Below are 21739 nucleotides of genomic sequence, written 5' to 3' on the forward strand. Positions count from 1 at the left end.
CCCTGGTTATCGCTCTTTGTCGTGGAAGGGGCCCTTCCCTACACCTCAGCCGGCGGCGAGCAGTGTGTCGGCGATCAGGTCCAGACCGGTGCGGTCCACCCCTTCGGTGAGCAGCGGCAGCTCCACCAGGGGCAGCCCCAGCTCGACCAGGTCGGCCCGGAGCGACTCCTCCAGCTCCCGCCGGATGAGCTGGTCGCGGGCCTCGGCGTGCAGGCCGGCGACGGTCGCCCGGTCGGTCGGCAGGCCGGCGGCGGCCAGCCCCCGGCGCAGCTCGGCCTGGGTCACCCGGCCGGCCAGCAGCGGCGGACGGGTCGCGTTCAGGATCAGCCGCCCGACCGGGATCCGCAGGCTGTTCAGGTCCGCGATCGCGTCGATGGTCTCCTGGACCGGCATCTCCTCCAGCAGCGTGACCACGTGCACGGCGGTCATCGGGGAGCGGAGCAGCGCTGCCACCCCCTCGCTCTGGGTCTTGATCGGGCCGACCTTGGCCAGCCGGGCGGTCTCGGCGGTGACGTTCAGGAACCGGCCGATCCGACCGGTCGGCGGGGCGTCCAGCACGACCGCGTCGTACACCCGGCGCTTGTCGGCCGTCCGGGTGGTCGCCTCCTTGACCTTGCCGGTGAGCAGTACGTCCCGCAGCCCCGGTGCGATCGTGGTGGCGAAGTCGATCGCCCCGAGCTTGCGCAGGGCCCGGCCGGCCGCACCGAGCTTGTAGAACATGTCGAGGTACTCGAGGAGCGCCTCCTCGGAGTCGACGGCCAGGGCGCGCACCTCGCCGCCGCCGCGCGCGGTGGCGATCGACCGCTCCTCGTACGGCAGGGGATCGGTGCCGAAGAGCTGGGCGATGCCCTGCCGACTCTCCACCTCGACCAGCAGGGTACGACGACCGCCGCTGGCCAGCGCCAGGGCCAGCGCGGCGGCGACCGTGGTCTTGCCGGTCCCGCCCTTACCGGTGATCACGTGTAGCCGGGCCGGCCACCGGGCACTCGCCCGGTCGGCGTCCACCCGGTCGCCCGACTCCTCGCCCGCTCGCACCCTCCGAGCCTATCCAGCCCGGAGCCCGAGCAGCCCGCCGGTCAGATCACGTCACAGACCCACCAGCCGGCCTCGCGTACCACCACGAAGGTCAACTGCTGGTCCACCGACCGCTCGTCGCCGGTGGTCATGGTGAGTTCGGTCGACACCAGGGCCCGCGCCTCGGTCTGCTCGTCGACCTTCGGGGTGGCCCAGCGGAACCGTGCGGTGTCGTACCGCCCGGCGGCCTCGGCCACCTCCTCGATCTTCGCGGCGATCTTGTCGCTGTCCCGGGCGGCGGAGCAGACCAGGCCGCTCGCCCGGTCGGCGTCCCGCTCGCTGTAGACCGCCGTCAGGAACTCGTCCACGGCGACGACCGGATCGGCGGCTCCCTCGCCCCGCTCCGCGCCCCGGAGCACCAGGAAGGCGGTGACCCCGCCGAGTACGCAGAGCAGCAGCGTCACGGCCAGCGCGATCGACGCGATGACCAGGCCGCGCCGCTTCTTCGCCGGTACGGCGGGGCCGGCCACCGGATAGCCGGGAGGGGCTGGATGACCGGGTACGCCGGGACCGGGTACGCCGGGACCCGGTACGCCGGGACCGGAACCGAGCTGTTCAGGGTGCTGGCCGCCCGGACCGGGCTGTCCCGGGATCGGCTGCCCCGGTCCGGGCGGCCCGTAACCGGGCGCCGCCGACATGGGCGGCCCGGACATGGGCGGGCCGGACATGGGCGGGCCGGACATGGGCGGGCCGGACATGGGCGGGCCGGACATGGGCGGGCCGGACACGGGTGGCCCGGACATGGGCGGGCCGGAGGTCGGTGGCGGCGGCTCGTATGGCGGTGATCCGGCCGGTGCTGGTGCCGCTGCTGGCGCTGGCGGGACGGCGGTCGGCTGGGTCGGGGTCTCCGGGGAGTCCGGAAGGACCGGGGGCTGCGGGGTGAGTCGTCGGGTGGGGGTCTCCGGCAGGTCCGGGACGGCCGAGGACGCGGGGGAGAGCCGTTGGGTTGGCGGCTCCGGGGCGTCCTCCGGGGCGTCCTCCGGGGCGTCCTCCGGCGCGTCCTCCGGGGCATCGGAATCGGCGGCACTCGCCACCGGCGGCGCGGCCTCGGTCGAAGGGGGCGCCGCGCCCGGCTCGTCGTCGCCGCTCGTCGTCGCCGCCTCGGACGAGGACTCGGCCGGTGTCGAGGGCTCGGCTGGTGTCGAGGGCTCGGCTGGTGTCGAGGGTTCGGCCGGTGTCGAGGGCTCGGCCGGCGGGCGGTCGGATTCGTCGCCGTCGGACGGTTGCCTCATGGTCTCCCCAATCCCCGCAGGGCCCCGATGCGGTGGTCAAGGCGCCGGCCGGCGGGTCGGGAGGGCTGGCATGGTCGGTGGTGTGGCGGCAGAGCTGTGGCGACCCGCCCGGCGAGGGTATCCCGCCCCGCCCAACCGGGGCAGCACGGTACGGGGGCGGGATCGAGCCGCTCCAGCGCACGGATCGGGAGGCGTACGCGTACCGGCGTGGCCGCAGCCCGTAGGCTGTCGCCGACAAGCCCGAGACGAGGAGACCTCTAGCGATGCAGAAGTGGGAGTACGCCACGGTGCCGCTGCTCACGCACGCCACCAAGCAGATTCTCGACAACTGGGGCGAGGACGGCTGGGAACTGGTGGCGGTGATACCCGGCCCGAACCCGGAGCAGCTCGTCGCGTACCTCAAGCGGGCCAAGCCGTGACGGCTGGGCCACACGCCAAGCTTGCCGAGTTGGGCCTCGTACTGCCCGACGTGGTGCCGCCGCTGGCCGCGTACGTGCCGGCCGTCCAGTCCGGCCGCCAGGTGTACGTCTCCGGTCAGTTGCCGTTGCGCGACGGCAAGCTGCTGGCCACCGGCAGGGTCGGTGGTGGGGTGTCGGCCGAGCAGGCGAAGGACCTGGCCGCGCAGTGTGCGCTCAACGCGCTCGCCGCGATCGACGCGCTGGTGGGTCTGGAGAGCGTCGTCAAGATCGTGAAGGTGACCGGTTTCGTGGCCTCCGCCGACGGGTTCACCGGGCAGCCCGGCGTGCTCAACGGCGCCTCGGAACTCTTCGGCACCGTCTTCGGCGAGGCCGGCCGGCACGCCCGTAGCGCCGTCGGGGTCGCCGAACTGCCGCTCGGTGCGCCGGTCGAGGTCGAGGTCATCGTCGAGGTGGCCTGAGCTTCCGGGCACCCCGGGTTTCCGGCCGTCCGGCGGAGCTTCCGCCCGCCCGAGGCACCACTGTGGCGGCGCCGGAAACGGACGCGCAGGCAGTCGACGGACGCGTAGGCAGTCCGGGGACGGCGCAGGCAGTCGAGGGACGCGTAGGCAGTCCGGGGTCGGCGGGAGCCGGACCGTGACGCCGCGGGTGCGCCGCCGGGCGTAGCCGGGGATGCCCCGGGCGGCCCGTCGGACGGGCGACACCGGCAGGTCACGCCGCTGTCGCCCGCGGGTCGTACCATCTCAGCCATGACGGGGCATGTGACCGCGCCGGTGGCGGCGCTGGCCGACCAGCTACCGAGCTGGGCGACGCTGGTCCGTGCCCCCAACCCCGGGCCGATGACCCTGGACGGCACCAACACCTGGGTGCTGGGCGCCCCGGGCGCGGGTGAGGTGGTCGTGATCGACCCGGGCCCGCTCGACGAGGGTCACCTGGCCGCCGTCGCCGCACGCGGGCCGGTCGCCGGGGTGCTGGTCACGCACGGCCACCCGGACCACACCGAGGGGCTTGAGCGGTTTCTGGAGCTGACCGGCGCCGAGCCGGTGACCTTCCGCCGCGCCTGGTCGACGGTCGAGCTGGCCGGGCTGCGGATCCGGCTGCTGGTCACTCCGGGGCACACCGCCGACTCGCTCTGCTTCCTCGTCGAGGGGGGCGATGAGCAGGCCGTCTTCACCGGCGACACCATCCTCGGCCGGGGCACCACGGTCGTCGCGCACCCCGACGGAGATCTCGGGGACTACCTTGCCAGTCTGGAGACGCTGACCGAGTTCGCCGGGGTCCCGGCGCTGCCCGGACACGGCCCGCCGCTGGCCGACTGCGCCGCCGCGGCCCGGTTCTACCTGGCCCACCGGCAGGCCCGGCTCGACCAGGTCCGCACCGCGCGCAGCCAGGGGGCACGCACCGCCGCCGAGGTGGTGGCGATGGTCTACGCGGACGTGGACCGGTCGCTCTGGCCGGCGGCCGAATGGTCCGTTCGGGCCCAGCTCGCCTATCTCGATCACGAGAACCGGGAATCCGGCCCGGGGGCCGGTGGGTTGGAAAGTCCGTGACCTGCCCGGTGTGTGGAACCGTTGCCGTACCCGGTGCGCGGTTCTGCCACAACTGTGGAGTCGCGCTGCCGGCTGCCGCGACCCTTCCGGAAGCGGAGCGCCGGGTGGTAACGGTGCTCTTCGGCGATCTGTCCGATTTTACCTCCTGGTCCGAAGACCTTGATCCAGAGCGGGTCAGCACGGTCACCGACCGGGTTCTCGCCGCGCTCGCCGGTGCGGTCAAGACCTTCGGCGGGCACGTCGACAAGCTCACCGGCGACGGGATCATGGCCGTCTTCGGCGCCCCCGTCGCACACGAGGACGACGCCGAGCGGGCCGTCCGGGCGGCCCTGTCCATGCAGCGGGCCGTGCGCCGGGTGCTCGACGACGAGCAGGGCGGCGGAGCGCCGCTCGGGCTCCGGGTCGGGCTCAACACCGGCGACGTGGTCGCCGGCATCCAGGCGTCCATCGAATACACCGTCATCGGCGACACCGTGAACACCGCCGCCCGGCTGGCCGACGCCGCCGCGATCGGGGCCGTCTACGCCGGTGCCCGGACGGCGGCGGCGACCCGCCGGGTCGCCTCCTGGCGACAGCTCCGGCCGCTGCGGCTCAAGGGCAAGCGGGAGCCGGTCGAGGCGTACGAGCTGCTGGGCCTGCTCGACGCCCCCGGTACCCGGTCCGGGCTCGGTGACGAGGCGCCCTTCGTCGGTCGGGAGACCGAGATCGGCCGGGTCGCCGGTCGGCTCGCCGAGGTCGTCGACCAGGGCCAGCCCCGGGTGCTGCTGATGACCGCCGAGGCGGGGATCGGCAAGTCCCGGTTCGCCGCCGAGGTGGAACGGCTGGCCGCCGGATACGACGTCGGCGCCGGCCGGTACGCGACACACACCGGCGCCCGGGTGCTCTCGGTGAAGTGCGCGGCGTTCGGGGAGCGCCGTCGGCTCGCCCCGCTCGCCGACCTGGTCCGGGCCGCGGTCGGCCTGCCGGACGGCCCGGCCACCGCCGTCACCCGGCCGGTGGTCGAGGAGCGGCTGCGCCGGCTCGGCCAGCGGCTGTCCCGGTACCGGCCCGATCCGCCGCCGGTCGCCGTCGACCTCCTGCTCGCCCTGCTCGGCTACGCCGAGCTGCCGGCGGCGCACGGCACCGTGCCGGCCGGCCCGGCCGAGTGGTCGGCCGGCGACACCGGCCCGGACGCCGACGCGATCCCCGCCGCCGTCGCGGAGCTGCTCAGCGCGCTCGCCGCCGAGAGGCCGCTCGCGGTCATCGTCGACGACCTGCACGACGCCACCCCGGAGACCACCGACGCGCTTGGCGTGACCCTCTCCCGGCTGACCGGGCCGGTGCTGGTGCTGCTGCTCGGCCGCCCCGAACTGGTCCGCACCGCCGGTGCGCTGACCCGGTTGGCCGACGCCGAGGTGCACGCCCTGCCGCCGCTGCGCGGTGCCGACGCCGCCCGGTTGCTGACCGCCTATCTCGGCGGGGGGCGGCTGCCGCAGGCGGACGTGGACCGGCTGCTCGCCACCGCCCAGGGCAACCCCTTCTACCTCGCCGAGCTGGTCACCCTGCTGATGGAGCGGGGTGCGCTGACCACCGTGCTGGGCCGGGCGCCGGCCCGATCCCCCGCCGGTCCGGCCGCCGACCCGGGTGCCGGCTCCGCCGGGCGGACGGCCGCGACCGGCACCGCCGTTCCGGGGCAGCGGCGCAACGGCGGACCGGCCGGTCCGGAGGAGGGCCGGGGAGCCAACCCGGCATCCGGCACGGCGGTGCCGAGTCCGGGGCCCGCCAGCACCGGGGCCAGCGTCATCTGGCGGCTGGCGCCCGGTTCGCTGGGCAGCCGGCTGCTCTCCCGGGACCTCGCCGCCGTGCTGGCGGCCCGGATCGACGCGTTGCCGCCCGACGCCAGGGCGGCACTTCGGGACGCCGCGGTGGTCGGGGACACGGTGCCGGCCGGTGCGCTGGAGGCACTGCGCGAGCGCCGGGCCGGGCGCGACGGGCGGCCGACCGCGGTCCTCGCCGTCGAGCTGGAGCGGGCCGTCGAGGAGCTGCTCCAGCGCCGGATGCTGCACCGCAACCGGGACGGCTACATCTTCGCCACCCCGCTGATGCGGGAGGCCGTCTACGCCGGCATCGGCAAGGCCGACCTCGCCGACCGGCACGCCGCCCTCGCCGAGTGGGCCGCGCCGCCGGACCCGGGCACCGGCCCGGGCGAGCCGGGCCGGACCGGGACCGGGGTCAGCGGGCTGCCGGTCGCCGAACGCGACGCCTTCATCGCCGAGCACGCCGAGCGGGCCAGCGCGCTCGCCGACGTGGTCAGCCTGCGCCCCGACGCGACCGCCCGGAACGTGGCGCCGCTCGGCATGGCCGCGCTGGGCCGCTCCGCCCGCCGGGCACTCGCCGCCGGAGAGCCGGCACAGGCCGTCGAGTACGCCGAGCGGGCCGCCCGGCTCGCCGGAGAGTCGGTACCCGGCGGCGACCGGCTGGTGCACGCCCGCGCCCTGCTCCAGGTGGGGCGGATCGCCGAGGCGCTCGCCTTCGCCGAGAAGATCGGGGCGAACGCCGGGGACGACGTCGCCGTACGGGCCGGGGCACTGCTCGTGGTCGGTCAGGCGTACCAGGCCCTGGGCGACCAGGCGCGGGCGGTGAACTCCTGGCAGGAGGCGTTGCAGGTGGCCACCCGGGCCGATCTGCCGGGGCCGCGCGCCTCGGCGATGCGGCGGCTCGGAATGGCCGACTTCGTCAGCGGCCGGTTGAGCCAGGCCAGCAGCCGGTTCGCCGGGGCCTACCAGGTCAACCTGGATGCCGACGATCCCCGGGGGCAGGCCTGGTCACTCCAGAACCTGGCCTGGGTCACCACCACCCGGGGCGACTTCGCCGGCACCGACGCGGTGCTGGGCAGGGCGGCCCGGCTCTTCGCCCAGATCGACGATCCGGTGGGTCGGGCCTGGCTGCGCGGTACCACCGCGTTCGCCCGGTTGCTCGCCGGCCGGCTCGGTGAGGCCCGCCGGCTGGCCCAGGTCTTCCTGCCCTTCGGCGAGCGGGTCAGCGAGGCGTGGGCGGTGGGCACGCTGCGCGCCGTGGAGGCGTTCGCCGCCGCCGAACTCGGCGAACTCGCCGACGCCGACCGCGAGGCGCGGCGGGCGTACCGGGACTTCGTCGCCGCCTCCGACGACTGGGGCCGGGGCTTCGCCCTGGTCGTACGCGGTGCGGTGGCGCGCGGTGTCGGCGAGCCGGAGCACGCCACCGACCTGCTCACCGACGCGCTCGGGTACGGCCGGCGCACCTCGCACCCGCTGCTGACCGGGCTCGCCGGCACGCTGCGCGGGTTCGTGGCGCTGGACCGGGGCGACGTCGCGGCGGCGGAACGGGACGCCGAGGCGGTGCTGGCGGCGGTGGAGCCGCACAACCCGCTGGCGCCGACCCAGCTCGGTCCCCGGATGCTGCTCGCCGCGAGCCGGCTGGCCGACGGTGACGCGGCGACCGCGGTGAGCCTGCTCGAACCGATCGCGGCGGCCGGTGCGGTGCCGTCGGTGCTGTTCAGCCGCCGCCAGGCCCTGGCCCGGTACGCTTCCGCGCTGCTCGCCGACGGGCAGACAGCGGCCGCGCTCGACTGGGCCCGGCAGGCGGTGGAGGCTCCGGGCGAGGACATCCGCAGTCGGGTGATCGCCGCGCGGGTACTCGCCGAGGCGCTGGCCGGGGCGGGGCAGCCGGCGGAGGCTTTCGAGGTCGCCGAGGAGGCGGTCCGGTTGGCGTACTCGACGCAGCAGACCAGCGAGCGGGCCGGGGCGGAGGAGTTGCGAGACCGGCTGGCCCGGTCGTCGACGGGTACCGCCCCGGAGCGGCTGCTGGTGGTCCGGCAGCGGCTCGCCGGGGAGGTTCCGGCGCCGACGGCGCTCGCCGGGGACACTCCGCCGTAGCGCGGCGGCGGGCCGGACGCGCGGCTGCGAGGGTCGCCGAGCCCGGCAAGGTCGCCGAGTCCGGCAAGGTCGCCGAGTCCGGCAAGGTCGTCGAGTCCGGCAAGGTCGTCGAGTCCGGCAAGGTCGCCGAGTCCGGCAAGGTCGCCGAGCCCGGCCCGGTCGCCGGACCCGGGGAAGGTGGCTCGGCCCCGGTCGTCGTGCCGGCCCGGGCCGTGCGGCCGGTTTCGATTCCATCGATCTCCGGGATACCGTCCGGGCCGGTGAGCCGTTAGCCTAGATCCACTGCCGTCCACAGCGGACCGGCGCCGGCACGGAGGACCGCAGGTGAGGCTGCCCCGCTCGGTCGCAGGCTGGACCATCGCCGTCTTCGGCGGGCTCGCTCTGCTGCTCGGTGCCGTCGGCCTGGTCCGCCCGGAGTGGCTGCTGGCGATGCTCGGCTTCGAGGTGCTCGCCCCGGCCGAGCGGGCCGACGGCGACTACACCGGGACCTTCGTCGCCGCGTCGTCGATGGCCTCGTTCAACATGGGCGTCTACTACCTGCTCGCGGCGTGGACGGAGTGGCGGCCCTTCTTCGGGTTCACGGTGCTGTTCCGGGCGCTGACCTTCACCGTCTTCACCGTCCTGGTGCTGACCGAGGTGGCGCCGGGGCGGTTCCTCGGAGTGGCGCTCTGGGAGGGCCTGGGTGCGGTTGCCACCGCCGCCGGGCTCTGGTACGACCGGCACCACAATGGCAACCAGCCGGTAACAGCCATGGGTGCGGGGGGCTGAACCGGCTCATGTTCCCGGTATTTTCGACTCTGTGACCGACACCCCGCCAGGCGCGCTGCCGCTGCCCGTCGTGCCCGGTCTGACGGATTTGCAGGTGTTTGCCCGGGGCGGCTACGCCACCGTCTACCGGGCCACCCAGCAGTCCGTGGGGCGCGAGGTCGCGGTGAAGGTCGAGAACCGCACGCTGGACAGCGAGCGGGACCAGCGCCGTTTCCTCCGCGAGGCACGGGCCGCCGGCCGGATGTCCTCCCATCCGCACGTGGTGGACCTCTTCGACGCCGGGGTCACCGAGGACCAGCACCCATACCTGATCATGGAACTCTGCGACGGGTCGTACGCCGAGCGGATGCGTACCTCGCCGTTGAGTCCGGTCGAGGCCCGCGACGTCGGCGTGAAGATCGCCGACGCGCTCGCCGACGCGCACCAGCTCGGGGTGCTGCACCGGGACGTCAAGCCGGCCAACATCCTCTACTCCCGGTTCAACGAGCCGGCGCTCGCCGACTTCGGGCTGGCCGTACTCGCCGAGGCCCGGGACTCGGCGATCACCCTGGAGGTGCTGACCCCGGCGTACGCGCCACCGGAGATGTTCCGGCACAGCCCGCCGTCGCCCGCCGTCGACGTGTACGCACTCTGCGCCACCCTCTACGCGGTGATGCACGGCAAGCCGCCGCGCTGGCAGGCCGACCGCAATCCCGGACTGCTCACCCTGCTGGAACTCTTCACCGAGCCGATCCCCGAGCTGCCGGGCGTACCGAGCCGACTGCTCGACCTGCTCCGCTACGGGATGGCCAACGACCCGGCCGACCGGCCCAGCGCCGAGCAGTTGCGGGACCTGCTCGCCGCCGTACCCCTGGATCCGCCGACCGTGGCGACGACGCCGAACCCGACCGTGGTGGCCGCCGTGCCGGTGTCGGGGATCCCGGTCTCCGGGATTCCGGTCTCCGGCGGATCCTGGCCGATCGGAGACCCGGCCGCCAGCAGCGGCGCGGCACCGGCGGGCTCCGGGACGACGTCGGGTCCCGCCGGTACGCCCTCACCCCGCACACCCACCTCGGGCGCGCCGGTCTCCGGCGCACCGGTCTCGGGCGTCCCCGTCTCGGGTGTGCCGGTCTCCGGCGTGCCGGTGTCGGGCGTCCCCGTCTCCGGGGCGCCGACCTCGGGCGGTGCCCCGCCCAGCGTCTATCTCTCAAGGTCGTACACGCCGCCACCACCCCGGTCCGGCTCCGCCCCGCCGGAGGTGGACGGAGAGCCCACCGTCTCCCGGCCGAGCCGCCGCAAGCGGCGCTACTGGATCTTCGGCGGACTCGGCGTGCTGGCCCTGCTCGCCAGCATCGCCGGCGGCTCCTGGTTCGTCGCCACCCGAGCCCTGCCGGGCCCGTCGCCGAGCGGGCGGGCGGTGGCGACGACCGCCGCTCCGACCGCCAGCCGGCCGCCGCTCGGCACCGGTGCGCTGCCCGGCTGCCAGTTGCCGCTGCCCGAGGCCGCCCGCTGCCCGGTCGAGCTGGAGTGCTTCGGCCCGGTCCGGCTCCGGGGGACCGCCGCGGAGGCCCCCGAGACCTCCTGCGCCGGCCGGCACACCTGGGAGTCCTATGCCGAGGGTGACCTGCCGCTCGGGCTGGACCCGGCCGACCACGCGGCGGTGAAGGACGACACCACCGTCCGCCAGGTCTGCAACGCCACGATATTCCGGCGCACCACCACCCTGATCGACGTCGCACCGTGGCGGTTCGAGGTGCTTCCGCCGCCGGCCGGCGGGACCGGGCGGACCTTCCGCTGCCTGGCCGGCAAGGGCGTCGACCGGCTCACCGGGCCCACCCTCACGGCGAGCTGACCTCCGCGTGGTGTCGAGCACCGAAGTGGACATTGACCGCTACGCTCGGCGATAGCATCCCCCCTCTTCCAGACCGGGGTCCGCCGATGACCGAGACATCTCCCAGGGGCCGGGTACGCCTCCTCGGCACGACCATGGCGGTCGTGCTCACCCTGCTGCTCGCCGCCGGAGCGGGCTGCGACAGCCGGCGCGGTCCCGAGCCGCCCTCCGTGCAGGAAAAGCTCAAGCAGTCGCACATCCACGGCCAGAGCAAGCTGCGGATCGGGGTCGCCACCTACGAACCACTGATGGGCGTACTGGACGACACCGGCAAGTACATCGGATTCGACATCGACATCGCCCGCTACATCGCGGCGTCGCTCGGCTACGCCGGGGACGAGCGGATTGAGTTCGTCCACCTCGCCACCGAGGACCGGATCCCCGCGCTACAGAGCGGGCAGGTCGACATGGTGGTCTCCAGCTTCTCCATCACCGAGGAACGCCAGAAGCTGGTCAGCTTCGCCGGGCCGTACTTCGTCACCACCCAGGAGGTGATGATCCCGGTCGCGATGAAGAACCGGATCCGCACGATCGAGGACCTGCGTACCCCCGGCTTCCGGATCTGTGTCGGCGGCGGCTCGACCACCGAGGCCGAACTGGAGAAACACGAGATCAAGGCGCTGGTGGTCAAGAACGTCCGGGACTGTGTCGACGGGATCATCGACGGCAGGTACGACGCGGTGAGTTCCGACGAGACGATCCTCGCCGGGTTCCGCTCGCACCATCCGGGCAGGTTCGAGGTCGTCGACATGCCGTTCGGCACCAGCGAACAGCTCGGCATCGGGGTGCCGATCAGCGATCCCGCGCTCCGCGACCTGGTCGCCTTCTTCCTACAGAAGAGCTACCAGCAGGGGCGGGACGGCCGGACCAGTCCGTGGCTCAGCGCGTACCACCGGAACCTGGGGCCGTGGCTCGGCGCCGACCGTCAACAGCCGCCGCCGCTGAACGTCCCGGACCTGGTCGACTTCGACGAGAAGGCGCCGGTGTGACCCTCGCCGAGCGGGATCGGAGCGCCCCGGCGCCCGGCGCGCCGGCACCGGGCTGGCCGTCCGCCGCCGACGCCGCCGAGCGGAGGTCCCGGGCCAGCCAGTCCTTCTGGACGCTGGTCGTCGGGGTGCCGGCGATCTTCTCGGTACTCCGGCTCGGCGTCGAGGCCGGTGGCGAGTTGCAGACCACCCTGCTGCTCGTCGCCAACGTGAACCCGGTGAACCTGGCCGCCGCGCTGGTCACCACCGCCGCCCGGCTGGTCTCGGCCGGGCTGGTCGCGGTCTTCGCGATCGGCGCCGTGCTGCTGGCCAGCGCCGAGGCGAACCCGGGGCACCGGATCGGCCGGCACCCGCCGCTCTTCGCCCGCTGGCGGGCGATCACCCCGCCGTGGGTGGTGATCGCCAGCTTCGCCGTCGCGCTCGCCACCTGGCCGATCCTCTACCTGCCGCTGCTGCTGCCGGCGTTCGCGGCCGCGTTCCAGCTCAGCCCGGCCCGGCTCGACGAGCGCCGGATCCCCCGGCTGCTGCTCCTCGCCGCGCTGCTGGCCGGGTACGCGGTGCTGATGCTGCCGACCCTGGGCGACGCGTGGCGGCAGCGGGAACTGTTCGCGACACTCGTGATCGCCGCCCCGCCGCTGCTCGCCCTGCTCGTCACCGGGCCCGTACCGGTGGCGGTGGTGCGACCGCTCGCCATGACGGTGCAGGTGGCGGTGCTGGTGATGCTCTGCTGGGCGGCGCTGCCGGTGATCACCACACCGGTGCTGCCGCTGACCGTCACCACGGTCCGGACCGTCGACGACGGCACCGGCGCCACCCCGGCCGCCCCCGAGGCCGGGCCGGCGGCACCCGATCCGGCGGCCGGCGAGGTCGAGCGGATCCGGGGACACGTGATCACGGTGGACGACGTCAGCATGGTGATCCTCCAGGAGCGGGGCGGCGTCCGGTACGTGCCGACCGGCGGGGTCGAGGCGCAGGTGCTCTGCCCGACCGAGGAGGAGTTGCCCCGCTACCGGCTGCGGATCCACGGCTTCCACGTCGAGGACTCGCTGCTGGAGGGGATGGGTCGGCGGGTACGCCCGGTGCACCGGATCGACGCGGAGTGCCGTACGGCCACCCCGGCGTTCTGAGGCCGCTCCCGCAGGCGCTCAGTAGCTCTTCGGCTGGCCGAGGACCCGCTGGGCGACGAAGTTGAGGATCATCTCCCGGCTGACCGGGGCGATCCGGCCGGCCCGTACCGCACCGAGCAGGGTGGCCACCCCGTAGTCGGTGGTCATCCCGTTCCCGCCGTGCACCTGGATGGCGGTGTCCACGGCCAGCGCCGCCGCCTCCGCCGAGGCGTACTTGGCGAGGTTCGCGGCGACGCCGGCCTCGACGTCCCGCCCGGCGTCGTAGAGGGCGGCGGCCTTGGCGATCATCAACCGGGCCAGTTCCACCTGGACGGCGGCGTGCGCCAACGGGTGCGAGACGCCCTGGTGGGCGCCGACGGGCCGGCCCCAGACCCGGCGGGTCGCGGTGTAGGTGGAGGCGCGCTCGATCGCGTACCGGCCGGTTCCGGCGCTCATCGCGGCGACCGTGATCCGTTCGGGGTTGAGCCCGGCGAAGAGCGCCGGCAGCCCGGCGTCCAGCCCGTCCCGGTCGCCCGGCTCGGCCGAGCCGCCGACCAGGGCGTCGGCGGGCAGCCGTACGTCGTCGAGGTAGAGCAGCCACTGGTTCTCCGGGGAGACGATCTCCATATCCAGCTTGGACCTGGTCAGCCCGGGGGCGTCGGTCGGGACGAGGAAGAGCGCCGGCCGGAGCCGCTCGTCGGGCCCGCCGGCACCGCCGCTCTCCGGGGCGGGTACCCGGGCGACGACCAGGACGTACGGCGCCTCGTCCACGCCGGAGATGAAGCACTTCCGGCCGGAGAGGACCCACTCCGCACCGTCCCGACGGGCGACGGTGCCGAGCCGGTGGAAGTTCGAGCCCGCCTCCGGTTCGGTGATCGCGAAGGCGATCTTCAGCGACCCGTCGGCGAGTCCGGGCAGGAAGGTCCGGCGCTGCGCCTCGGTGCCGTGCCGGCCGATCACCGTACCGGCGATGGCCGGCGAGACGACCAGGAGCAGCAGCGGGCAGCCGGCCGCCGCCAGTTCCTCGCAGACGATGGCCAGTTCGGTGATGCCGCCGCCACCGCCGCCGTACTCGGTGGGGATGTTCACCCCGAGGTAGCCGAGCCGGCCGGCCTCGTCCCAGAGTTCGGTGGTGTGCTCGCCGGCCTTCGCCTTGGCGACGAAGTAGTCGTGGCCGTAACGCTTCCCGAGCGCCTGGACGGCCGCACGGAGCTGCCGCTGCTCGGGGGTGGGGTCGAAGTCCATGCGGGATGCCTTCCGACGAGGGGACCGGGGTCCGACGGGGACCGGGCGGATGGGTGGAGGCGGACTATTCCGGGGTGACCACGGCGAGTACCGCACCGGTCTCCACCTGGGCACCGGCGCCGACCGGCAGCTCGGCCACCACCCCGGCGCCGGGGGCGGTGACCGGATGTTCGAGCTTCATCGCCTCCAGCACGAGCAGCGGTGCACCGGCGGCGACCCGCTGCCCGGCGGTCACCAGTACCCGGCTGACCGTGCCGGGCATCGGCGCCAGCAGTGAGCCCTCGGCCAGCTCGGGGGTGGGCTCGGCGAACCGGGGCAGCTCGGTCAGCGCGACCGAACCGTCCGGACCGTCCACGAAGGACGTTTCGCCGACCCGGTGTACGGCGAACGCCTGCCGCACCCCGTCGACCGCCAGCACGGTGCGGGACGGCTCGGCGGCGAGCAGCACCACCTCCGGCTGCCCGCTCGGCTCGGGCTGCCGGCTCGGCTCGGGCTGTCCGCTCGGCTCGGGTTGACTGCTCGGTTCGCGCTGGCTGCTCGGCTCGGGCTGTCGGTTCGGGGTGGTGCCGGCGGGTCGGGTCGTCCAGGCGACCAGGGCGCCGGAGCGGTCCAGCCGGTAGTCGACCTCGACCGGGCCGGTCGGGCCGGCGTACCCGATGGTCTGTGCCGAGGTGGGGACGTTGCGCCAGCCGGAGGGCAGCGTGCCGAGCACCGGTGCGGCGGCCCGGCGTTCGGCGGCCCCGGCCAGCGCGGCGGCCAGCCCGGCCAGCCCGACCCGGTCCGGCGGCAGCAGCGGGGTGAAGACCTCCGGATGCCGGTCGAGGAAACCGGTGTCGATCTCACCGGCCCGGAACTCCGCCGAGCGGAGCACCCGGACCAGCAGGTCCCGGTTGGTGGTCACGCCGTGCAGTTCCGCCCGGCGCAGCGCGGCGGCGAGGGCCCGGACCGCCTCGTCCCGGGTCGGCGCCCAGGCGATCAGCTTGGCGACCATCGAGTCGTAGTGCACCCCGACCACCGAGCCGTCCCGCACCCCGGAGTCGAGCCGCAGTCCGGAGTCGCGGCGCAGGCCGAAACCGCGCCCCGGGCCGGTACCGAACTCGGCGGTCACCCCCGGCACCGCGAACCGGTGCAGCGTCCCGGTGGCCGGCAGCCAGTCGGCGGCCGGGTCCTCGGCGCAGAGGCGTACCTCGATGGCGTGCCCGGTGACCGGCGGGGCGGCGGCCGGCAGCCGGCCGCCCTCGGCGACCAGCAGTTGCAGCCGGACCAGGTCGATGCCGGTGACGCACTCGGTGACCGCGTGCTCGACCTGGAGCCGGGTGTTCATCTCCAGGAAGTGGAACTCGCCGGCCGGGGTGAGCAGGAACTCGACGGTACCCACCCCGAGATAGTCGACGGCCCGGACGGCGGCCACCGCCGCGTCCTCCAGCCCGGCCCGCAGTTCCGGGGTGACCGCGACCGAGGGTGTCTCCTCGACGATCTTCTGGTGCCGGCGCTGGATCGAGCACTCGCGCTCGCCGAGGCAGAGCACGGTGCCGTGCGCGTCGGCGACGACCTGCACCTCGACGTGCCGGGCGCGCTCGACGTACGGCTCGACGAAGACCGTACCGTCGCCGAACGCGGCGGCGGCCTCCCGGCGGGCCGCCTCGATCGCCCCGGCGAGGTCCGCCGGGTCACGGACGATCCGCATCCCGCGCCCACCGCCGCCGGCCGCCGCCTTGACCAGTACCGGAAACGCCTCGACCTGGTCGGCGGCGGTGTACGTCGGCAGCATCGGCACGCCCGCGTCGGCGAGCAGCGCCTTCGCCTCGGTCTTGTCACCCATCGCCGCGATCGCCTTGGCGGGCGGGCCGACCCAGGTCAGTCCGGCGTCGCCGACCGCGCCCGCGAAGCCGGCGTGCTCGGCGAGGAAGCCGTAACCGGGGTGCACCGCGTCCGCCCCGGTCCGCCGCGCCGCCTCGACCAGCCGGTCGACCCGGAGGTACGTCTCGACCGGCGCGGCACCCGGCAGCCGGACCGCGACGTCGGCCTCGGCGACGTACGGCGCGTCGGCGTCCGGGTCGGAGTGCACGGCGACCGTCTCGATGCCGAGGGACCGGCAGGTGGCGAAGATCCGCCGGGCGATCTCGCCCCGGTTGGCCACCAGCAGTCTGCGGATCATCCGCCGCTCCTCCTTGTCGTCGACGCGCATGGCTCAGAGCCGGAAGACGCCGAAGGTGTCGGCGCCGCGAACCGGTCCGTTGTGGACCGCCGAGAGGCAGAGCCCGAGGACGGTACGGGTGTCCCGGGGATCGATGACGCCGTCGTCGTAGAGCCGGCCGGAGAGGTACAGCGCGGCCGACTCCGTCTCGATCTGCTGCTCGACCATGGCCCGCATGGCGGCGTCGGAGTCCTCGTCGTACGGCCGGCCCCTGGCCTGAGCCGCCTGCCGGGCCACGATCGAGAGCACCCCGGCGAGCTGGGTCGGGCCCATCACCGCCGACTTGGCGTTCGGCCAGGTGAAGAGGAACCTCGGCTCGTACGCCCGCCCGCACATGCCGTAGTTGCCCGCCCCGTACGACGCGCCGAGGTTGACCGTCAGGTGCGGCACGGTCGAGTTCGACACCGCGTTGATCATGAGTGCGCCGTGCTTGATGATGCCGCGCTGCTCGTACTCGGTGCCGACCATGTAGCCGGTGGTGTTCTGTAAAAACAGCAGCGGGACGTCGGCGGCGTTGGCGAGCTGGATGAACTGGGCCGCCTTCTGCGCCTCCTCGGAGAAGAGCACGCCCTGCACGTTCGCCAGTACGCCGACCGGATAGCCGTGCAACTCGCCCCAGCCGGTGGCCAGGGCGCGGCCGTAGGCCGGCTTGAACTCGTCGAACTCCGAGCCGTCCAGGACCCGGGCCAGCACCTCGCGCGGGTCGAACGGCACCCGCAGGTCACCGTTGGGGATGCCGAGCAGCTCCTCGGGGTCGTACCTCGGCGGCTCGGGTCGGGCGGTGCGGGGCGGCGGGCCGTGTTTGCGCCACGCGAGCCGGCGTACGCACTGCCGGGCCAGCCGCAGCCCGTCCCGCTCGTCGGCGGCGACGAAGTCGGCCAGTCCGGAGGTACCGGCGTGCATGGCGGCGCCGCCCAGCGACTCGTCGTCGGCCTCCTCGCCGGTCGCCATCTTCACCAGTGGCGGCCCGGCCAGGAAGACCTTCGCCCGGCCGCGCACCATGATGGTGAAGTCGGACATCCCCGGCACGTACGCCCCGCCCGCCGTCGCGGTGCCGAACACGACCGAGACGGTCGGGATCCGGGCCGCCGAGAGCCGGGTCAGGTCCCGGAAGACCTGACCGCCGGGGATGAAGATCTCCGCCTGGCTGGGCAGATCGGCGCCACCCGACTCGACAAGGTTGATCATCGGAAGCCGGTTCGCCAACGCGATCTCGCCGGCCCGCCGGGTCTTGCGCAGCGTGTGGGGGTTGACCGCGCCGCCGCGTACCGTCGGGTCGTTGGCGACGACGACGCACTCGACGCCCTCGACCACGCCGATCCCGGTGACCACGCCGGCACCGGTCGGGAAGTCGGTGCCCCAGGCGGCGACCGGGGAGAGTTCCAGGAACGGCGCGTCCCGGTCGAGCAGCAGCTCGATCCGTTCCCGGGCGAGGAGTTTGCCCCGCTCGTGGTGCCGGGCCACGTACCGCTCGCCGCCGCCGCCCCGGGCGGCGTCCAGCGCACCTTCCAGCTCCGCCAGCCGGTCCAGCATCGCGGCCCGGTTCTCCTGGTACGCCGCAGCCGCCGGGTCGACGGCCGTCCGCAACACGGTCACGACCGGTTCCTCCTGTCCACGCCCTCAGATTCCCAGGCCCTTGGCGATGATCTCGTTCATGATCTCCGTGGTGCCGCCGCCGATGCCCAGGATCCGGGCGTCCCGGTAGTGCCGCTCCACCTCGGCGTCGCGCAGGTAGCCGTGCCCGCCGTGCAGTTGGACGGCCTGGTCGACCACCCGGTCGCAGGCCGAGACGGCGGCGTTCTTGGCCATCGCCACCTCGGCCGGCACCGGCTCGCCGGCCGCCACCCGGTCGGCGACCTGCCGGACGTACGCCCGGGCCGCCGCCGTCCGGGTGGCCATCTCGGCGAGCCGGTGCCGGACGACCTGCCGCCCGATCAGCGGACCGCCGAAGGTGTGCCGGTCCCGGCACCAGGCCACGGTGAGGTCGAGGCAGCGCTGCGCGGTGGCGTACGCCTGGGTGGCCAGGGAGAGCCGTTCGGTGCCGAACTGGCGCATGATGGCGGCGAAGCCGGCGTTCTCGACGCCGATCAGGTTTCCGGCCGGGACCCGGACGTCGACGAAGGAGAGGGTGGCCGTGTCGGAGCAGTGCCAGCCGAGCTTCTCCAGCCGCCGGTCGACGGTGCAGCCCGGTGCGTCCGTGTCGATCACCAGCAGGGAGATGCCGGCCGCACCCGGTGCACCGGTCCGGACGGCGGTGGTGACGAAGTCGGCCCGTACCCCGCTGGTGACGAAGGTCTTCGTGCCGTTGACCAGGTAGTCGGCGCCGTCCCGCCGGGCGGTGGTGCGCAGCGCCGCCACGTCCGAGCCGCCGTCCGGCTCGGTCACCGCGAGCGCCCCGATCCGCGCCCCGGCGAGGGTGGGCCGGACGTACCGGTCGACCAGCGCGGCGGCTGTCCCCGGTTCGGAGCCGGGTCCGGAGCCGGGTTCGGGTCCGGGGTGGCCGTCCCGCTGCCAGGCGGCGACGATGTGCGGCAGGGCGATGCCGTGGGTGAAGAGCGCGGCGACCAGCCCGGAAGAGCCACCGGCCAGGATCACTTCCTCGGTGACCAGCAGGCTGTCCCGCAGGTCGCCGCCGCTGCCGCCGACCGCCTCGGGAAAGCCGAGCCCGAGCAGTCCCAGCTCGGCGGCGGTGCCGTGCAGCGCCCGGGGCACCTCGCCGGCCCGCTCCCAGCCGTCCAGGTGGGGCAGCACGTCGCGCGTGACGAACCGTCGGGTCAGCTCGCGGAGCTGCCGCCGCTCCAGCGTCTCCGGCTCGGTCATCCCGGCTCCCCGACCGCCGGCTCGCCGGGCGGGGCGGTCGGCCCGTCGAGCAGCTCGACCGGCAGGTCGACGAGGCGGGCACGCAGCAACTCACCGAGCGCCTTGGCCTGCGGGTCGAACCGGGTCGAGCCGGCCGCCCCCGCGCCGAGCAGCCCGGTGAGCACGAAGTTGACCGCCCGCAGCCGTGGCAGCTCGTATCGGCGTACCGGCAGTGCGGCGGTCTCGGGCAGCAGGGTGCGCAGCCGTTCGACGGTCAGCCAGCCGAGCATCCACCGGTGCCCGGCGGCCGACCGGGCCCAGACTCCGAGGTTGGCGTCGCCGCCCTTGTCACCCGAGCGAGCCCCGAGCACCAGCCCCAACGGCGCCCGCCGGGTCGGGCCACCCCCGCCCGGCACCTGCCCACCCGACCCACGGACCGGCTCCTGGTCGCGCCCTGCGGTGCCCGGTTGCTCGTGGTGCGCTGCGGTGACCGTCGGAGGGGGGATCTCGATCCGCTCGCCGGAGGGGAGCACGGCGACCTGCCGTATCAGCTCCTGGGCCACCTCCTCGGCGGCGAACACCCCGTACGGGCTGGCGTCGCCGGGCGGGGTGGTCAGGGTGCAACCGGGGTAGGAGGCCAGGGCCAGTTCGACGGCGGCGGCCGAGAAGGCCCGCCCGGCCCGCTTCGGGTCACCGTCGCTCAGGTGTACGTGCAGCAGCGCGCTCGCCGTCTCGGTGTCGACCGCGTCCACATGGTCGGTACGGGCGAGCGTGAACTCCAGCCCCTCGGCGCCGACCGCGTCGGTGAGCTGTTCCCGGACCAGTGCCGCCTTCGCCTCGATATCCAGTCCACAGAGGACGAAGGTCATCGAGTTGCGGAAGCCGCCCAGCCGGGTGACCCCGACCTTGAGGGTGGGCGGTGGAGGCGTGCCACGGGCCCCGCTGACGCGTACCCGGTCGGGTCCGGCGTCGGTCAGGGTGACCGAGTCGAGCCGGGTCACCACGTCCGGGCCGAGATAGTCGGGTCCGGCGATCTCGTAGAGCAGTTGGGCGGTGACGGTCTCCCGGGTCACCGCGCCGCCGGTGTCAGGATGCTTGGTGAGCACCGCCGAGCCGTCCCGATGCAACTCGGCGAGGGGGAAGCCGGGGCGGCGTCCGCCGTCCGGCAGCTCGGTGAAGAAGCTGAAGTTCCCACCGCTGACCTGGGCACCGCACTCCAGCAGGTGGCCTGCCACGGTCGCCCCGGCGAGCGGGTCGAGATCGGCCCGGGTCCAGCCGAAGTGGGCGATCCCCGGCCCGACCGTCAGCGAGGCGTCGCTGACCCGCCCGGTGACCACCACGTCCGCCCCGGCATCGAGACAGGCGGCGATGCCGAACGCCCCCAGGTACGCGTTCGCGGTCAGCGCGCCCGGCCGGTCCAGCGCGTCGCCGTCGACGTACCCGATCCGGGCCGGCAGCCCGAGCCGGTCGGCGAGGGTCCGCAGCGCGGCGGCCAGCCCGGCCGGATGCAGGCCGCCGGCGTTCGTCACGATCCGCACGCCCCGGTCCAGCGCGGTGCCGAGGCAGGGTTCGAGCTGCCGGAGGAAGGTCCGGGCGTAGCCGAGTTCGGGGTCGCGCCGCCGGTCACGGCCGAGGATCAGCATGGTCAGCTCGGCCAGGTAGTCGCCGGTCAGCACGTCGAGGTCGCCGCCGTCGAGCATCTCCCGCCAGGCGCTCGACCGGTCGCCGTAGAACCCGGAGGCGTTGCCGATCCGCAGCACCTCCGGGCTGCCGCCGATCATGACACTCCGGCCGGCTCGTCGCGTTCACCTGATCCGCGGTGGTCGGCGGGCCGGCGGCCGGGGCCGGGCGGGCCGGCGAAGACCTGGGCGATGCCGAGCCACTCGGTGGCGACCGGTCCGACCGCCACCAGGGCGAGATCGGCGTGGTGCCGTCGCTGGGTGACCAGCAGGCAGAAGTCCAGTGCCGGCCCGGAAACCCGGTCCGCCGCGTCGGCCGGCCCGAAGTGCCAGGGCTCGCCGTCGGGGCCGGTCAGCTCGACGCGTACGGGCGCCTCGGGGATCGGGCGGCCGTGCGTGGCGAAGGCGTGTCCGACGGTACGGGCGCCGAGGTAGGCGACGTGCCGGAGTCGGGCGGTCGGCGTACGGGTGATGCCGAGGGTGTCGGCGATGTCCTCGCCGTGCGCCCAGGTTTCCATGATCCGGGCGGTGGCCATCGAGGTGGCCGACATCCGGGTGCCGTACCAGGGCATCTTCGTCCCGGCCGGTACGTCGCGCAGCGCCCGGTCCAGTGCCGACCGGCCGGCCCGCCAGCGCTGCAGCAGTTCGGGTACGGGCGCCAGGAACTCCGCCGCGCCCCGGTCGATGAAGCCGGATGGATCGTTCGCCGCGTGCCGGATCGACTCGGCGAACGCGTCGACGTCGGTGGCGGCCAGTGTGGCGACGTGGTCGGTCCAGGCGAGGTGGGCGATCTGGTGCGCGACGGTCCAGCCCGGCGCGGGGGTGGGCCGGGCCCAGTCCGCCTCGGGCAGCCTCACCACCAGCGTCTCCAGTGCCGCCGACTCGGCGGCCAGGTCCGTCAGCAGGCTGTCGAGATCGACCATG

General features: G+C 74.5%; 15 protein-coding genes and 2 pseudogenes. 9 read left to right on the top strand and 8 right to left on the bottom strand.

All coding sequences use genetic code 11. From position 1 onward, the window contains the following. Positions 1-45: 45 nt before the first annotated feature. Entirely contained in the window at positions 46-1005 is a 960-nt protein-coding gene (locus tag C6W10_RS07010; protein WP_107263731.1) for an ArsA-related P-loop ATPase, read from the bottom strand. A 71-nt stretch (positions 1006-1076) separates the two neighbouring features. Further along, positions 1077-1544, bottom strand: coding sequence for a hypothetical protein (locus C6W10_RS07015; RefSeq protein ID WP_107257344.1), 468 nt, complete (start codon positions 1542-1544; stop codon positions 1077-1079). A 1025-nt stretch (positions 1545-2569) separates the two neighbouring features. Between C6W10_RS07015 and C6W10_RS07020 the strand changes: the two genes are divergently transcribed. From C6W10_RS07020 to C6W10_RS07060, 9 genes and pseudogenes are all read left to right on the top strand, one after another. Next, positions 2570-2725 carry a DUF4177 domain-containing protein gene (locus C6W10_RS07020; RefSeq protein WP_107257345.1) on the top strand — a complete coding sequence of 52 codons (156 nt, stop codon included), beginning with the start codon at positions 2570-2572 and terminating at the stop codon, positions 2723-2725. Next, entirely contained in the window at positions 2722-3183 is a 462-nt protein-coding gene (locus C6W10_RS07025; RefSeq protein ID WP_107257346.1) for a RidA family protein, read from the top strand. Before C6W10_RS07020 ends, C6W10_RS07025 begins: the two co-directional genes overlap by 4 nt. A gap of 288 nt (positions 3184-3471) precedes the next feature. Continuing rightward, entirely contained in the window at positions 3472-4272 is an 801-nt protein-coding gene (locus C6W10_RS07030; protein ID WP_107257347.1) for an MBL fold metallo-hydrolase, read from the top strand. Beyond that, positions 4269-5840, top strand: a pseudogene (locus C6W10_RS39635) (adenylate/guanylate cyclase domain-containing protein); the annotation flags it as partial. The gene C6W10_RS07030 and the pseudogene C6W10_RS39635, both read left to right, overlap by 4 nt. Positions 5841-5966: 126 nt before the next feature. Beyond that, positions 5967-8165: pseudogene (locus C6W10_RS39640) on the top strand (adenylate/guanylate cyclase domain-containing protein); the annotation flags it as partial. 324 nt (positions 8166-8489) lie between these two features. Beyond that, positions 8490-8933, top strand: coding sequence for a hypothetical protein (locus C6W10_RS07045; protein ID WP_107257348.1), 444 nt, complete (start codon positions 8490-8492; stop codon positions 8931-8933). 31 nt (positions 8934-8964) lie between these two features. Continuing rightward, complete coding sequence (locus C6W10_RS07050) at positions 8965-10764, top strand: serine/threonine-protein kinase (protein ID WP_107257349.1); 1800 nt, start codon at positions 8965-8967, stop codon at positions 10762-10764. Positions 10765-10850: 86 nt separating this feature from the next. Further along, entirely contained in the window at positions 10851-11792 is a 942-nt protein-coding gene (locus C6W10_RS07055) for a transporter substrate-binding domain-containing protein (RefSeq protein ID WP_107257350.1), read from the top strand. Further along, positions 11789-12916, top strand: coding sequence for a hypothetical protein (locus C6W10_RS07060; protein ID WP_107257351.1), 1128 nt, complete (start codon positions 11789-11791; stop codon positions 12914-12916). Before C6W10_RS07055 ends, C6W10_RS07060 begins: the two co-directional genes overlap by 4 nt. An 18-nt stretch (positions 12917-12934) precedes the next feature. On the opposite strand, the gene C6W10_RS07065 is transcribed toward C6W10_RS07060, so the two are convergent. The 6 genes from C6W10_RS07065 to C6W10_RS07090 all read right to left on the bottom strand — a co-directional run bounded on the left by C6W10_RS07065 (position 12935) and on the right by C6W10_RS07090 (position 21738). Beyond that, positions 12935-14140, bottom strand: a complete 1206-nt coding sequence (locus tag C6W10_RS07065; RefSeq protein ID WP_107257352.1) for an acyl-CoA dehydrogenase family protein — start codon at positions 14138-14140, stop codon at positions 12935-12937. A gap of 64 nt (positions 14141-14204) precedes the next feature. Further along, on the bottom strand, positions 14205-16298 hold the full coding sequence (locus C6W10_RS07070; protein ID WP_107263732.1) for a biotin carboxylase N-terminal domain-containing protein: 2094 nt from the start codon (positions 16296-16298) through the stop codon (positions 14205-14207). Between the two features lie 33 nt (positions 16299-16331). Beyond that, positions 16332-17870 (bottom strand): acyl-CoA carboxylase subunit beta, encoded by a 1539-nt coding sequence (locus tag C6W10_RS07075; RefSeq protein WP_369931415.1) that lies wholly within the window; start codon positions 17868-17870, stop codon positions 16332-16334. An 87-nt stretch (positions 17871-17957) separates the two neighbouring features. Then, positions 17958-19157, bottom strand: a complete 1200-nt coding sequence (locus C6W10_RS07080) for an acyl-CoA dehydrogenase family protein (protein ID WP_107257354.1) — start codon at positions 19155-19157, stop codon at positions 17958-17960. Then, positions 19154-20917: an acyclic terpene utilization AtuA family protein gene (locus C6W10_RS07085; protein ID WP_107257355.1), complete on the bottom strand. Its 1764-nt coding sequence runs from the start codon at positions 20915-20917 to the stop codon at positions 19154-19156. The genes C6W10_RS07080 and C6W10_RS07085 overlap by 4 nt, the downstream gene beginning before the upstream one ends. Further along, positions 20914-21738, bottom strand: a complete 825-nt coding sequence (locus C6W10_RS07090) for a TIGR03084 family metal-binding protein (protein ID WP_107257356.1) — start codon at positions 21736-21738, stop codon at positions 20914-20916. Before C6W10_RS07090 ends, C6W10_RS07085 begins: the two co-directional genes overlap by 4 nt. Position 21739 lies beyond the last annotated feature (1 nt).

Source organism: Plantactinospora sp. BB1, assembly GCF_003030385.1.
Classification (GTDB): Bacteria; Actinomycetota; Actinomycetes; order Mycobacteriales; family Micromonosporaceae; genus Plantactinospora.

Excerpts from the sequence above, each read along its gene's own strand:
- C6W10_RS07020 (WP_107257345.1), top strand. The coding sequence starts at position 2,570 with ATGCAGAAGTGGGAGTACGCCACGGTGCCGCTGCTCACGCACGCCACC.
- C6W10_RS07030 (WP_107257347.1), top strand. The coding sequence starts at position 3,472 with ATGACGGGGCATGTGACCGCGCCGGTGGCGGCGCTGGCCGACCAGCTA.
- C6W10_RS07055 (WP_107257350.1), top strand. The coding sequence starts at position 10,851 with ATGACCGAGACATCTCCCAGGGGCCGGGTACGCCTCCTCGGCACGACC.
- C6W10_RS07065 (WP_107257352.1), bottom strand. The coding sequence starts at position 14,140 with ATGGACTTCGACCCCACCCCCGAGCAGCGGCAGCTCCGTGCGGCCGTC.
- C6W10_RS07070 (WP_107263732.1), bottom strand. The coding sequence starts at position 16,298 with ATGATCCGCAGACTGCTGGTGGCCAACCGGGGCGAGATCGCCCGGCGG.
- C6W10_RS07075 (WP_369931415.1), bottom strand. The coding sequence starts at position 17,870 with ATGCTGGACCGGCTGGCGGAGCTGGAAGGTGCGCTGGACGCCGCCCGG.
- C6W10_RS07080 (WP_107257354.1), bottom strand. The coding sequence starts at position 19,157 with ATGACCGAGCCGGAGACGCTGGAGCGGCGGCAGCTCCGCGAGCTGACC.
- C6W10_RS07085 (WP_107257355.1), bottom strand. The coding sequence starts at position 20,917 with ATGATCGGCGGCAGCCCGGAGGTGCTGCGGATCGGCAACGCCTCCGGG.
- C6W10_RS07090 (WP_107257356.1), bottom strand. The coding sequence starts at position 21,738 with ATGGTCGATCTCGACAGCCTGCTGACGGACCTGGCCGCCGAGTCGGCG.